This is a genomic window from Pantoea sp. RG18, assembly GCF_025910075.1.
GTDB classification, from domain to species: domain Bacteria; phylum Pseudomonadota; class Gammaproteobacteria; order Enterobacterales; family Enterobacteriaceae; genus Pantoea; species Pantoea agglomerans.
On the sequence record NZ_JAPCIL010000006.1, the window covers coordinates 72924 to 86799 of the forward strand.

A 13876-nucleotide genomic window follows, 5' to 3' on the forward strand; every position below is an offset into this window, starting at 1 on the left:
AATTTCTATGCGTGTTCTGGTTGTTGAAGACAATGCCCTGCTGCGCCATCATCTCGCCGTCCAGTTACGTGACATGGGCCATCAGGTCGATGCCGCCGAAGACGCCAAAGAAGCTGACTATTTTCTTCGGGAACATCTGCCAGATATCGCGCTGGTGGATCTCGGCCTGCCGGATGAAGATGGTATGTCTCTGATTCGCCGCTGGCGCAGCGATGCTGTGCGCCAGCCGATTCTGGTGCTGACCGCCCGTGAAGGCTGGCAGGCCAAAGTTGAGGCGCTGGAAGCCGGCGCGGATGACTACGTCACCAAACCGTTTCACATTGAAGAAGTCGCGGCACGCCTGCAGGCGCTGATGCGTCGTAACAGCGGACATGCCTCGCAAATCATCGATATGGCCCCGTTTCAGGTTGATCTCTCCCGCCGTGAACTGACGGTCAATGAACAGCCGGTGAAGCTTACGGCCTTTGAATACACCATTGTTGAAACACTGATCCGTAACGCGGGCAAAGTGGTGAGCAAAGACTCGCTGATGCTGCAGCTCTATCCTGACGCTGAACTGCGTGAAAGCCACACCATCGACGTTCTTATGGGCCGTCTGCGCAAAAAAATTCTGGCGTTGCATCCTACTGACGTGATCGCCACCGTGCGTGGCCAGGGCTACCGCTTTGATCTCTGACCATGTCCTGGTTTAATCGTTATCGCCCTATTTCGCTGCGCGCCCGCTTTCTGCTGGCCTCCGCAGCGATCGTCCTCTTCCTCTCACTCTCCTATGGCATGGTGGCGGTGATTGGCTATGTGGTCAGTTTCGATAAAAACACCTACCGCGTGATGCGCGGCGAGAGCAACCTGTTCTTTACGCTGGCGCAATGGCATGACAACAAACTCACCATCGCCCAGCCGGAACGGATGACGCTCAACTTCCCGACGCTGGTGTTTATTTACGATGAGCACGGCAAGCTGTTGTGGCAGCAACGCGACGTGCCGGAGATCCGCAAGAAGATCCGCCGTGAATGGCTGCTGAAGCCTGACTTCTACGAGATTGATACCAGTAACCGTACCAGCATGGTGGCGATGGGCAATAACCTGAATGCTCAGCAACGACTCAACGACTGGGACAATGACAGCAACGATACCTTTACCCATTCGGTCGCCGTTAACCGTTACGATGCCACCACGAATCTGCCCGCGCTCACCATTGTGGTGGTCGACTCTATCCCGCAGGAGTTGCAGCATTCTGATGTGGTCTGGTCGTGGTTCAGCTATGTGCTGGCGGCCAACCTGATACTGATCATTCCGTTGCTGTGGCTGGCGGCGCACTGGAGTCTGCGGCCGATTGGCGCGCTGACGCAGCAGGTGCGCGAACTGGAGACCAGTCAGCGCGAAAATCTGGCGGATAATCCGCCGCAGGAACTGCGCAGTCTGGTGCGTAACCTCAATCTGCTGCTGACCAATGAGCGGCAACGCTATACCCGCTATCGCACCACGCTTTCAGACCTGACCCACAGCCTGAAAACGCCGCTGGCCGTGTTGCAGAGCACCCTGCGCTCGCTGCGCAACGGCAAGGAACTGACGGTGGAACAGGCTGAGCCGGTGATGCTGGAGCAGATTAGTCGTATCTCGCAGCAGGTCGGTTATTATCTTCATCGCGCCAGTATGCAGGCCGATCACAATCCGCTGCAGCGCGATCTGCATTCCGTTTCCGGTCTGCTCGACAAGCTCTGCTCGGCCCTGAATAAAGTCTATCAGCGTAAAGGTGTGGCGATTTCGCTGGATATCTCACCGGAGCTGACCTTTGTTGGCGACCAGAATGACTTTATGGAAGTACTCGGCAACGTGCTCGATAACGCCTGCAAGTATTGCCTGGAATTTATCGAAATCAGCGCATTTCAGAGCGAAAATGCACTCCATCTCTATATTGACGATGATGGTCCGGGCATTCCCGAGAGCAAGCGCGATTTAGTGTTTGTCCGGGGTCAGCGCGCCGATACCCTGCGTCCCGGTCAGGGACTGGGTCTGGCGGTGGTGCGTGATATTCTTGAGCAATATGAGGGCAACGTCATCGCCTCCAGTAGCGCACTCGGCGGAACACGCATGGAAGTGGTCTTTCAGCGCCAGGAAGTCGAACATCGCCGCGAGTAGAAAACCCTCAGGGCTGTTATACTTGCTGGCATTTACAGCCCTAAGCGGAACCCTTTTATGGACTATCAGCTCGATATTAACTGGCCCGATTTTATTCAGCGTTACTGGCAGAAACGCCCGGTAGTGCTGAAGCGTGGTTTTAAAAACTTTGTCGATCCTCTTTCACCGGATGAACTGGCCGGTCTGGCGATGGAAAACGAGGTGGATAGCCGCCTGGTCAGCCATCAGGATGGCAAATGGCAGGTCAGCCACGGCCCGTTCGAGAGCTATGATCATCTGGGTGAAAACAACTGGTCGCTGCTGGTACAGGCGGTCAATCACTGGCATGAAGCCTCTGCCGCACTGATGCGCCCTTTCCGTTTCCTGCCTGACTGGCGTGTTGATGACCTGATGGTGTCGTTTGCCGTCCCTGGCGGCGGCGTCGGTCCCCATTTTGATCAGTATGATGTCTTTATTATTCAGGGGGCCGGTCGCCGTCGCTGGCGCGTCGGTGAAAAGGTGCCGCTGAAGCAGCACTGCCCGCATCCGGATCTGCTGCAGGTTGAGCCATTCGACGCCATCATCGATGAAGAGATGGAGCCGGGTGATATTCTCTATATTCCGCCGGGGTTCCCGCATGAAGGTTACTCGCTGGAAAACGCCCTGAACTACTCCGTGGGTTTCCGTGCCCCCAGCGGACGCGAGCTAATCAGCGGCTTTGCGGATTACGCGCTGGCTAATGAGCTGGGCAGCCTGCGCTTCAGCGATCCGGATGTGCCTGCACGTGATTGCCCGTCGCAGATTCTGCCGCAGGAGATCGAAGGCGTACGTCAGTTGATGCTGGATGTGGTCAATCAGCCGGAGCAGTTCGCTCAGTGGTTTGGCGAATTCATTTCCCAGTCACGTCACGAACTCGATGTCGCGCCACCGGAACCGCCTTACCAGCCTGATGAAATTTATGATGCGCTGCAACAGGGCGATACCCTGAGCCGGTTAGGTGGCCTGCGTGTCCTGACGATTGGCGATGCGGTCTATGTCAACGGTGAGCGGGTTGAGTGTTCACATCCCGAGGTGATGGCGGTATTGGCGCGCCACTATCGCATCACACTGGACGATCTGGGCGATGCGCTGGATGACCCGTCGGTACTGGCGCAGATCGCCGACCTGGTCAATGCCGGATACTGGTACTTCGGCGACGAATAATCTGAGCTGATACTGAATCAGGCTCTCTTGCCGCCGTGGCAGAGAGCCTTTTTTGTGCCTGCGGGTCTAATTCTTCTTCTGCGCCGCCAGCTCTGACAGCCGCACAATCACTTCCACCGATTTCGCCATGATATTCAGCGAAGCAAACTCATGCTTGCCGTGATAGTTATAGCCACCGGTAAAGATGTTCGGGCAAGGCAGCCCTTTCCAGGACAGCGCCGATCCATCCGTACCGCCGCGAATCGGTTTCACTACCGGCTCAATGCCGCAGTCACGCATCGCCTGTAAAGCCAGTTCGATGATGTGCGGGAACGGCTCAACCTTTTCACGCATGTTGCGATAGCTGTTGGTGATCTCGACGGTGACCGAACAGTCCGGGTGCAGGGTTTTGTTGATCTCTGCGGCAATCTGCAGCAGCGTCTGTTTACGCTGTTCAAAACTCTCCGTTTCGAAGTCACGAATGATATAGAGCATCTCGGCGTGTTCAACGCTGCCTTTGATCTGATGCAGATGATAGAAGCCCTGATAGCCGTCAGTATACTGCGGTTTTTCGCTGGCCGGGACCGCGGCATGAAACTGGTTTGCCAGATCCAGCGCATTGACCATCACCCCTTTGGCGGAGCCAGGGTGCACGTTGTTACCGATGATTTTGACGGTGGCCGAAGCAGCGTTGAAGTTCTCATATTCGAACTCACCCAGATCACTGCCATCAATGGTGTAGGCCCAGTCAGCGGCAAAGCCTTCCACATCAAAGTGAGAAGTGCCGCGACCAATCTCTTCATCGGGCGTAAAGGCAACGCGGATCGCACCGTGCGGCGTATCGCTCGCAGCCAGTTGCGCCATCGCCGTCATGATCTCAGCGATACCCGCTTTATCATCCGCGCCCAGCAGGGTTTTGCCATCGGTAGTAATCAGCGTATGCCCAATCAGCTTGTGCAGCACCGGGAACATCACCGGCGAGAGAATTTCGTTGCCGTTACCCAGCGCAATGTCCCCACCGCGATAATTTTCAATGATCTGCGGATTAACATGTTTCGCCGTAAAGTCTGGCGAGGTATCCATGTGAGAGATGAAACCGATGACTGGCGTCGGCCAGTCAACATTGGCGGGCAGCGTGCCCATGACGCAACAGTGATCGCTTAAGGAGACATCGACAAAACCCAGTGCCAGCAACTCCTCCTGCAGCTGACGCGCCAGCGTCCACTGCCCTTCACTGCTGGGCACCTGGCGCGCCTGCGGCTTAGCCTGGGTCTCAACGGCCACATAACTTAAAAAGCGCTCAAGTAACTGTTCCATATCCCATCCTTTAAAAGTGCCATCCGGTATTATTAACAGACCAGCCGGTTACAACGTTGCGTAAAATCATTCGCAGACAGGTTAGCGCTGTCGATAACCTTTGGGAAAGCAATAAGCCCGAAAAAAACGGCTGATTACGAGATTGTTGCGGCAAACCTCGCAATGCTGATAAATACCGGGCGGCTGGAATCAGCATGACGGGCAAGAAACGGCGAGGCGGCCATAGCCGCCCCTGCTTACTTATAAAGCGCGCGCAGCAGCTTATGCACAAACTCCGGCACCACTTCGCTCGCCAGGCCGTAATGTCGCTCGGCAAATTCGTTGCCCACCTGGCTTGGCTCCAGGTTCAGCTCAACAGTATGCGCGCCCTGCAGTTTGGCCTCATGGACAAAACCCGCGGCCGGATAGACATGGCCTGAGGTGCCGATAGCGATAAAGTAATCGGCCTGTTCCAGCGCCTGATAAATCTGCTCCATGCCCAGCGGCATCTCACCAAACCACACTACGTGCGGCCGCAGCGCCGAGGGGAACTGGCAGCAGGTGCAGCGATCGTCCGGGGTAATATCACCGGTCCACTCAATGACCTGACCGCTGGTGACACAGCGCACTTTTAGCAGTTCACCGTGCATATGCAGCACCCGGCTGTTTCCGGCACGCTCATGCAGATTGTCGATGTTTTGTGTGACCAGCAAAAAGTTATCGCCTAATACCTGTTCCAGCTCCGCCAGTGCCAGATGGGCCGCATTAGGCTGAATCTCTGCCTCCTGCAATTGCTGGCGGCGCGCATTGTAGAAGCGCTGCACCAGCGCGGGATCGCGCTGAAATCCTTCGGGCGTCGCAACATCTTCAACGTGGTGCTCTTCCCACAGGCCGTCAGCGGCGCGGAAGGTCCGGATGCCGGACTCCGCTGAGATGCCTGCGCCGGTCAGCACGACAACATGCGGCTGAGGATGGGCGGCCAGTTCGGCCTGACGATCGCGCTCAAATATGCGCTGGCGAAAGCGCTGATGCACTTTTCTCCGGGTTTTCTTCAGGCGGGCAAGTCGTATGCGGCGACGTGGTGTACGCATAAAATCTCCTGGCGTAGCAGCTGCGGCGAGCCGCTCTAAACAGATTCCGGGTTAACATCACCCGATAGTAACGGTTGCTGAGGGCCGCGCCCAACAGCAAAGGTCTTAAACAGATGCGGCGCGAAAGGATTCGCGCCGCATTTTTTCACTGACCGCTTAATACCCGAGCCGGGTCAATGCGGCTGGCGCGTCTGGCGGGATACCAGCTCGCCAGCAGGCTCAGCAGAATCGCGGTAATCAATACTGAGAACACATCAATCCAGTGCAGTTCCGACGGCAGGAAATCAATGAAGTAGATATCACCCGCCAGCAGATGATGACCGGTAACCGACTCCAGCCCGCGCACCAGTGAGGTCAGATTCAGCGCCACCAGCACGCCCGCGATCACGCCGCTGACGCTGCCCAGCAGGCCTGCCAGCAAACCGTACCAGATGAAGATGGCGCGGATCAGCCGGTCTTTAGCACCGAGGGTACGGAGCACCGCAATGTCACTGCTCTTATCCTTCACCGCCATCACCAGCGTTGAGACAATGTTAAAGCAGGCGACGCCAATCACCAGCACCATCGCCAGATACATGATGGCGCGGATCATCTGAATGTCGCGGTACATATAGCCGTAGGTGCCAATCCAGCTCTTGATGTAGACGTAGGAACGGGTCGCTTCACCGGCATCCCGCACCAGTTTGACCGCCTGGAACGGGTCGGTCATCTTCAGGGCGATGCCGGACACGCTGTCACCCATCTCCAGATAGTGCTGCGCATCGGCGAGAGGCACCAGCGCCAGGCTGTGATCGAGCATGCCGCTCAGTTGCAGAATACCGCTGACCTGAAGCCGGATACGTTTAGGCTGAAGCAGTTTGTTATCACCATCGTTGTTGGGGATCATGATGGTGATCCAGTCGCCCTGCTTCACGTTCAGCGATTTAGCAATGCCGCCGCCCAGAATGATCTGCTGCTTACCGGCGGCAAAAGAGGACCAGCCGTTATCTGCCACAAACTGTGGCAGGGAGCTGAGGCGCGGCTCCTGTGCCGGATCAACGCCCTTTACCTGCAGCGCTTCCAGCCGGGCGCCGCTCTCAATCAGGCCGGTGAAGTTCACATAAGGCGCCGCCGCCGCAATGCCGGGCACCTTTTCAATCGGGGCAATCATCGACTGCCAGTGCTGGAACGGCTGATTGACCGCCTCGATCTCGCCGTGCGGCACCACCGCCAGAATGCGGTTGTTCAGCTCACGCTCAAAACCATTCATGGCGCTCAGACCGATAATCAGCACCGCCACGCCCAGCGCAATACCGATGGTGGAGATCACCGAAATCAGCGACACCATGCCGCCACGACGGCGGCCACGGCTAAAGCGCAGGCCCAGCAACAGGGATAACGACGAACCCATTACACCGCTCCTGCCATGGTGAGCTGATCGCTTAACTGACCATCACGCATCTCCATCTGACGCGTCATGCGTTTTGCCAGCATCAGATCGTGAGTCACCACCAGAAACGCGGTGCCCTGACGCACGTTCAGTTCGCCCAGTAATTCAAAAATGGCGTCGGCGTTGCGTGCATCGAGGTTACCGGTTGGCTCATCCGCCATCACCAGCCGTGGGCGGTTAACCAGCGCCCGGGCAATCGCCACGCGCTGGCGTTCGCCGCCTGACAGTTCTGAAGGCCGGTGCGCGGCGCGATGGTCCAGCCCGACCGCGGCCAGCATCTCACGGGCGCGATCCTGTGCTTCCGTTTTAGCCGTTTTGCCAATCAGCAGCGGCATCGCCACGTTCTCCAGCGCGCTGAAGTCCGGCAGCAGATGGTGGAACTGATAGATAAAGCCCAGCTCGCGGTTACGCAGCTCTGCTTTGGCCGACGAGGACATGGCATTCAGTGACTGGCCATCAAACACCACGTCGCCCGATGTCGGTGCATCCAGGCCGCCGAGCAGATGCAGCAGCGTACTTTTACCGGAACCGGAGCTGCCGACAATCGCTGTCAGTTCACCGGGCTGGAGGCTGAAAGCCACATTGCGCAGCACATCGGTCTGCACGCTGCCTTCCTGATAGCGTTTGCACAGGTCGCGGCACTGCAACAAAGGAGTGTTACTCATAACGTAAAGCCTCAGCAGGTTGAACGGCGGCAGCGCGCCACGAAGGATAGAGCGTAGACAACAGCGCCACAATCATGGCGCTGAGGGCGATGGTGACCACCTGCCACACATTAATATCAACCGGCAATGCGGCACCATCAAGGAACAGGCCAATCACCGGCATTAAGTTGTTGAGCTGGCTGGCCAGCAAGACACCGAGCAGCGTGCCGAGCAGCGTGCCGATAATACCGGCGCTGGCACCCTGCACCATAAACACCGCCACTATTTGCCGGCGCGTCAGGCCCTGGGTTTGCAGGATCGCAACTTCGCCCTGCTTCTCCATGATCAGCAGGCCTAACGAAGTGATGATGTTAAAGGCAGCCACGGCGATGATCAGGCTCAGCAGCAGGCCCATCATGTTCTTCTCCATACGCACCGCCTGGAAGAGATCGCCTTTGCGCTCACGCCAGTCTTTCCAGACCAGGCCCGCAGGCAGTGTCTGCTGACTCAGACTGTCGACCGACAGCGGTTTATCCAGCCACAGTCGCCAGCCGGTAATATTACCGGCCGGATAGCGCATCACGCGCGACGCATCCTGAAGATTGACCAGAATCTGATAACCATCGACTTCGCTGTTAGCGGCATAGGTGCCCGCTACGGTAAACAGACGCTGACTTGGCACGCGTCCCATCGGGGTGAACTGGCTGACCGACGGCACCATCAGACGCAGTTGATCGCCACGTTTTACGCCAAGCTGGGATGCCAGCTGTTCGCCAAGGATGACATTATACTGCCCGGCCTGCAGCACGCTCTGCCGGGTATTGACCAGGAAAGGGGTAAGCGGATCTTTTTCAGCCGGCTCAATGCCCAGCATCACGCCAACGGAGACGCTGTGCGGGCTTTGCAGCACCACATTGGCGGTGGTCAGCGGCGCAATACGGCTGACACCCTGCAGATTCAGCGAAGTGGCGGGTTGCTGTTGTGGATTGAGACTGCCTTTGTCGCTGGTGATCAGCGCCTGAGGCATCAGGCCAAGAATATTGCCTTCGAGTTCACGCTCAAAACCGTTCATCACCGATAACACGGTGACCATCGCCAGCACGCCGAGCGTAATGCCAATCGTTGAGAGCCAGGAGACAAAGCGACCGAAGCGATCCGATGCTCGTCCGCGCATATAACGCAGACCGATAAATAGCGCGACAGGTTGATACATGGAATCCAGTAAGCCGTTGCCTGAAAATAGGTAGTGGGATGATAAAGGAGCGGCTGGCTTTATGAAACCTCTAACCCTCTGAGTCGGCAGCAAAGTTGCATCCGGATGCGTCACTTTGCGCGCCAAAGCAGCGGAATAGCCGATAAAGCCGCCGCTTATTGGCTGATTATTCAGCGCCCAGGGGGGTAGACTACAATCAGTACCATGATCACGGGTGATTTATTGCCGGGCAGTATGAGGTAGCGACCATGTTGAAATTTCCCAAAGGCAGCATCGTTAAACATAAATCCGGGGAGATCAGAGGCGAAATCATCAACGTCTTTGAGCAGGGAAACGCACCAGCCGGCTACTACGTTAAGTGGGACGACGGTAACCTCAGCTATCATCCTGAGCAGGAGTTATCCTGGGCGAATATCGACCGCCCACGCATGCATTACACACAGCAATCCATAAAATAAAATGCCCGCTTAACCCCGTCGCTGCATGGCGACGGCGGTTTTTTCTGATCCCTTGCCAGACTCCGTCTATCCTCTCTTTATCCGCACGATTACCGCTGACGCCCGGTAATGGCTGACCGATCCCCTGGTTCAGCGCGGCGCGGCAGGAAAATTGTGCCGCAGAGGTGATCCCCCTGACATAATATGGAATGATTACGTCCTGGAAAAATGGAGCAACCCCGAGATCCCATGCCCGAACAGACTCGTTATACCCTGCCCGTTAAATCCGGCGATCACCGTCAGCTCGGCCAGCTCATAGGCGCGGCGCACGCGGTGGAGTGTGCCAGCATTACCGAACGACATGCTGGTCCGGTGTTAATGATTACACCCGACACCCAAACCGCTCTGCGTCTGCTGGATGAAATCCGCCAGTTTACCGATCTGCCGGTGGCGCACCTTGCCGACTGGGAAACGCTGCCCTACGACAGCTTTTCGCCGCATCAGGATATTATCTCCGCCCGCCTGTCGACCCTCTACCAGCTGCCGGTGATGCAGCGCGGTATGCTGATCATGCCGGTCAACACCCTGATGCAGCGCGTCTGCCCGCACAGTTTCCTGCACGGCCATGCGCTGGTGATGAAGCAGGGACAAAAACTGTCTCGCGACCGGCTGCGCGACCAGCTTGAGCAGGCCGGTTATCGCCATGTCGATCAGGTGATGGAGCACGGTGAATACGCCACGCGCGGCGCCCTGCTCGATCTGTTCCCGATGGGCAGCGATCAGCCCTACCGCATCGACTTTTTCGATGATGAGATCGACAGCCTGCGCCTGTTCGACGTCGACAGTCAGCGCACGCTGGAAGCGGTCCCCGAAATTAACCTGTTGCCTGCGCATGAGTTTCCCAGCGACAAAGCCGCCATTGAGCTGTTCCGCAGCCGCTGGCGTGAAACGTTTGATGTGCGCCGTGAGTCGGAGCATGTCTATCAGCAGGTCAGCAAAGGCACGTTGCCAGCGGGCATCGAATACTGGCAGCCGCTGTTTTTTGAGCAGCCGTTACCCAGCCTGTTCAGCTATCTGCCCGACAATACCCTGATTGTGAACTGCGGCGATCTTGAAGGCAGCGCCAGCCGCTTCTGGCAGGATGCCGAGGCGCGCTATGAAAATCGCCGCGTTGATCCGATGCGTCCACTGCTGGAGCCGGTCACCCTGTGGCTGCGTCCGGATGCATTAATGGGAGAGCTGAAAGCCTGGCCGCGCATCCAGATGACCAATGAGGTGCTGCCCGCCAAAGCCGCGAATACCAACCTCGGTTATACTCCGCTGCCTGATCTGACCGTTCAGGCGCAGGCAAAAGCGCCGCTGGATCATCTGCGTCAGTTTATTGAAACCTTCAGCGGCACCGTGGTCTTCTCGGTCGAAAGTGAAGGCCGCCGTGAGAGCCTGCAGGATCTGCTGGCCCGGATTAAACTGCGTCCTCAGCCGGTGCACCGCTTCGATGAGACCGGCGAAGAGCGTTTCCGACTGATGATCGGCGCCAGCGAGCGCGGTTTTATTGATACCCAGGGCAACCGGGCGCTGATTTGCGAAAGCGATTTGCTGGGCGAACGCGTCAGCCGTCGCCGTCAGGATACCCGTCGCACTATCAATCCGGACATTCTGATCCGTAACCTGGCGGAGCTGCATCCCGGCCAGCCGGTGGTGCATCTGGAACACGGTGTGGGTCGTTATATTGGCCTCACCACGCTGGAAGCCGGCGGCATTGAGGCGGAATATCTGATGCTCTCTTACGCCAACGACGCCAAACTTTATGTGCCGGTTTCATCGCTGCACCTGATCAGCCGCTACGCAGGCGGTGCCGACGATAATGCACCACTGCACAAACTGGGCAGCGATGCCTGGTCACGTGCACGGCAGAAAGCGGCTGAGAAAGTGCGTGATGTGGCAGCTGAACTGCTGGATATCTATGCTCAGCGCGCCGCCAAAACCGGCTTTGCCTTTAAGCATAATCGCGAGCAGTATCAGCTGTTCTGCGAAAGCTTCCCGTTTGAAACCACCCCGGACCAGGCGCAGGCGATCAACGCGGTGCTGAGTGATATGTGCGAGCCGCTGGCGATGGACCGTCTGGTGTGCGGCGACGTTGGTTTCGGTAAAACCGAAGTAGCCATGCGCGCGGCGTTTCTGGCGATTGAGAACCATAAACAGGTGGCCGTGCTGGTGCCGACCACCCTGCTGGCACAGCAGCATTACGACAACTTCCGCGATCGCTTCGCCAACTGGCCGGTTCGCATTGAGATGCTTTCCCGTTTCCGTACTGCCAAAGAGCAGACGCAGGTGCTGGAACAGGCCAGCGATGGCAAGATCGACATCTTAATCGGCACCCATAAGCTGCTGATGAGCGATCTCAAATGGCACGATCTCGGTCTGCTGATTGTCGATGAAGAGCACCGTTTCGGGGTGCGTCACAAAGAGCGCATCAAGGCGATGCGCGCCGATGTGGACATTCTGACTCTGACCGCAACGCCAATCCCTCGCACCCTGAATATGGCCATGAGCGGCATGCGCGATCTCTCGATCATCGCCACGCCGCCTGCCCGCCGTTTAGCGGTGAAAACTTTTGTCCGTGAATTTGACGATCTGGTTATCCGCGAAGCAATCCTGCGTGAGGTTCTGCGTGGCGGACAGGTCTACTATCTCTACAATGACGTTGAAAATATCGAGAAAGCGGCGCAGCGTCTCAGCGAACTGGTGCCGGAAGCGCGTGTCGCGATTGGCCATGGTCAGATGCGTGAGCGTGATCTGGAACGGGTGATGAACGATTTCCACCATCAGCGTTTCAACGTACTGGTCTGTACCACCATTATCGAAACCGGTATCGACATTCCGACCGCCAATACCATCATCATTGAGCGAGCCGATCACTTTGGCCTGGCGCAGTTGCATCAGCTGCGTGGTCGCGTCGGGCGTTCGCATCATCAGGCTTATGCCTGGCTGTTAACGCCGCATCCGAAGTCGATGACCGCCGATGCGCATAAGCGGCTGGAGGCGATCGCTTCACTGGAAGATCTGGGAGCCGGTTTTGCCCTGGCAACGCATGACCTGGAGATTCGCGGTGCCGGCGAACTGCTGGGTGATGAGCAGAGCGGACAGATGGAGACGCTGGGCTTCACGCTTTATATGGAGCTGCTGGAGAATGCGGTCGAGGCGCTGAAAGCGGGTCGCGAGCCGTCACTGGAAGATCTCACCAGCAACCAGACCGAGGTGGAGCTGCGGATGCCCGCCCTGCTGCCCGAGACCTTTATCCCGGATGTCAGTACCCGTCTTTCACTCTATAAGCGCATCGCCAGCGCGGAGGCTGAAGAGGAGTTGCAGGAGCTGAAGGTTGAGATGATCGATCGCTTTGGCCTGCTGCCCGATCCGGCGCGTAACCTGCTGGATGTGGCGATTATCCGGCTGAAAGCCCGCGCTGTCGGTCTGCGTAAGATCGAAGCCAGCGACAAAGGTGGTTATTTCGATTTTGCGCCGAAGAACAACGTGGATCCGGCATGGCTGATAGGCCTGCTGCAGAAAGAGCCTCAGCAGTGGAAGCTGGACGGGCCGACACGACTGCGGTTTACCCGTGAGCTGTCGGAAAGAAAGGTGCGGCTTGAGTGGGTGCAGGGATTCGTTTCGCAACTGGCTCAACGGCAGGCGTAAAACCCTGCCCGTGCGTTGCTGAGCTAACCGGTAAAGCGCCGGTTAGTTTGCCGCAAAAAAAGGCGCATCCTGAGATGCGCCTTTTTCATTACTGCTGTATTACGTTGTGCTGTGTGGCCGCGTGAGCGGCAAAGCTTTGCCCAATTACGCCTGATCGCCGTTGAGAACCAGCTGACCATTGCGATCCAGTGGAATACGCGTGCCGGGGTCATTTTCCATACGGATTTTACCCTGCTGATCGCCTATTTTATAGGTCACGTCATATCCCAGTTTTTTCTCTTGTTTGTCGTAAACTGTTTTGCAGCGCTGTTCGGTTGTGGTGTAGGTATCCCGATCCTGCAGTCCGCCCTGGACCTGATTACCGGCATAACCCCCCGCTACCGCACCTGCTACTGTCGCCACATCTCTGCCGCGACCGCCACCAAACTGGTGACCCAGCACTCCACCTGCCACTGCACCTAATACAGACCCGGCAAGACGGTTTTCATCCTGCACGGCCCGACGGTGAGTCAGAGTGACATTACGGCACTCCTGACGAGGCTGTTTAATGCTCTCTTTGATTGGCGTTGCAGACAGTACCTGAGCATATTGAGGACCGCGATCAAACACGTTCATGCCTGCTACGGCTGCGACACCCAGTGCTGCTGCCACACCAATACCGATACCCGCTAACATTGATTTATTCACAGGAAGTTCCTCCTGAAAAGTGTTACCGCGCAATCCTGCTGCTAAAGCATCCTCGTTAACTGAGGTATAACCGGCGTGCGCGACGC

General features: G+C 57.2%; 11 protein-coding genes. 5 read left to right on the forward strand and 6 right to left on the reverse strand.

Annotated features, from left to right (window positions below):
• Positions 1-7 precede the first annotated feature (7 nt).
• From phoP to OK409_RS07040, 3 genes are read left to right on the forward strand one after another with little or no spacing between them, the layout of a single operon-like run.
• Positions 8-676, forward strand: a complete 669-nt coding sequence (phoP, locus tag OK409_RS07030; RefSeq protein WP_010246270.1) for a two-component system response regulator PhoP — start codon at positions 8-10, stop codon at positions 674-676.
• A gap of 2 nt (positions 677-678) precedes the next feature.
• Positions 679-2139, forward strand: a complete 1461-nt coding sequence (gene phoQ / locus OK409_RS07035; RefSeq protein ID WP_010669868.1) for a two-component system sensor histidine kinase PhoQ — start codon at positions 679-681, stop codon at positions 2137-2139.
• A 57-nt stretch (positions 2140-2196) separates the two neighbouring features.
• Positions 2197-3321, forward strand: coding sequence for a cupin domain-containing protein (locus OK409_RS07040; RefSeq protein ID WP_129062871.1), 1125 nt, complete (start codon positions 2197-2199; stop codon positions 3319-3321).
• A 66-nt stretch (positions 3322-3387) separates the two neighbouring features.
• On the opposite strand, the gene pepT is transcribed toward OK409_RS07040, so the two are convergent.
• The 5 genes from pepT to lolC form a co-directional block, all read right to left on the reverse strand.
• A complete protein-coding gene (gene pepT, locus OK409_RS07045) occupies positions 3388-4617 on the reverse strand; it encodes a peptidase T (RefSeq protein ID WP_060679950.1) in 1230 nt (409 codons plus the stop codon).
• A 236-nt stretch (positions 4618-4853) separates the two neighbouring features.
• Positions 4854-5687 (reverse strand): Sir2 family NAD+-dependent deacetylase, encoded by an 834-nt coding sequence (cobB, locus tag OK409_RS07050; RefSeq protein WP_010246278.1) that lies wholly within the window; start codon positions 5685-5687, stop codon positions 4854-4856.
• Between the two features lie 145 nt (positions 5688-5832).
• Positions 5833-7077 carry a lipoprotein-releasing ABC transporter permease subunit LolE gene (lolE, locus tag OK409_RS07055; protein ID WP_264366921.1) on the reverse strand — a complete coding sequence of 415 codons (1245 nt, stop codon included), beginning with the start codon at positions 7075-7077 and terminating at the stop codon, positions 5833-5835.
• Positions 7077-7781 carry a lipoprotein-releasing ABC transporter ATP-binding protein LolD gene (gene lolD, locus OK409_RS07060; protein WP_010246282.1) on the reverse strand — a complete coding sequence of 235 codons (705 nt, stop codon included), beginning with the start codon at positions 7779-7781 and terminating at the stop codon, positions 7077-7079. The genes lolE and lolD overlap by 1 nt, the downstream gene beginning before the upstream one ends.
• Positions 7774-8973: a lipoprotein-releasing ABC transporter permease subunit LolC gene (gene lolC, locus OK409_RS07065; RefSeq protein WP_010246284.1), complete on the reverse strand. Its 1200-nt coding sequence runs from the start codon at positions 8971-8973 to the stop codon at positions 7774-7776. Before lolC ends, lolD begins: the two co-directional genes overlap by 8 nt.
• A gap of 248 nt (positions 8974-9221) precedes the next feature.
• Between lolC and OK409_RS07070 the strand changes: the two genes are divergently transcribed.
• Complete coding sequence (locus OK409_RS07070; RefSeq protein ID WP_003849845.1) at positions 9222-9431, forward strand: hypothetical protein; 210 nt, start codon at positions 9222-9224, stop codon at positions 9429-9431.
• Positions 9432-9659: 228 nt separating this feature from the next.
• A complete protein-coding gene (gene mfd, locus OK409_RS07075; RefSeq protein ID WP_061901565.1) occupies positions 9660-13103 on the forward strand; it encodes a transcription-repair coupling factor in 3444 nt (1147 codons plus the stop codon).
• A 144-nt stretch (positions 13104-13247) separates the two neighbouring features.
• Here the strand turns inward: mfd and OK409_RS07080 are convergent, their stop codons facing one another.
• Complete coding sequence (locus OK409_RS07080; RefSeq protein WP_003849847.1) at positions 13248-13790, reverse strand: glycine zipper 2TM domain-containing protein; 543 nt, start codon at positions 13788-13790, stop codon at positions 13248-13250.
• Between the last annotated feature and the right edge of the window lie 86 nt (positions 13791-13876).

Coding starts and splice junctions, on each gene's coding strand:
- lolE (WP_264366921.1), bottom strand. CDS start 7,077: ATGGGTTCGTCGTTATCCCTGTTGCTGGGCCTGCGCTTTAGCCGTGGC.
- phoP (WP_010246270.1), top strand. CDS start 8: ATGCGTGTTCTGGTTGTTGAAGACAATGCCCTGCTGCGCCATCATCTC.
- pepT (WP_060679950.1), bottom strand. CDS start 4,617: ATGGAACAGTTACTTGAGCGCTTTTTAAGTTATGTGGCCGTTGAGACC.
- cobB (WP_010246278.1), bottom strand. CDS start 5,687: ATGCGTACACCACGTCGCCGCATACGACTTGCCCGCCTGAAGAAAACC.
- lolD (WP_010246282.1), bottom strand. CDS start 7,781: ATGAGTAACACTCCTTTGTTGCAGTGCCGCGACCTGTGCAAACGCTAT.
- lolC (WP_010246284.1), bottom strand. CDS start 8,973: ATGTATCAACCTGTCGCGCTATTTATCGGTCTGCGTTATATGCGCGGA.
- OK409_RS07070 (WP_003849845.1), top strand. CDS start 9,222: ATGTTGAAATTTCCCAAAGGCAGCATCGTTAAACATAAATCCGGGGAG.
- OK409_RS07040 (WP_129062871.1), top strand. CDS start 2,197: ATGGACTATCAGCTCGATATTAACTGGCCCGATTTTATTCAGCGTTAC.
- phoQ (WP_010669868.1), top strand. CDS start 679: ATGTCCTGGTTTAATCGTTATCGCCCTATTTCGCTGCGCGCCCGCTTT.
- mfd (WP_061901565.1), top strand. CDS start 9,660: ATGCCCGAACAGACTCGTTATACCCTGCCCGTTAAATCCGGCGATCAC.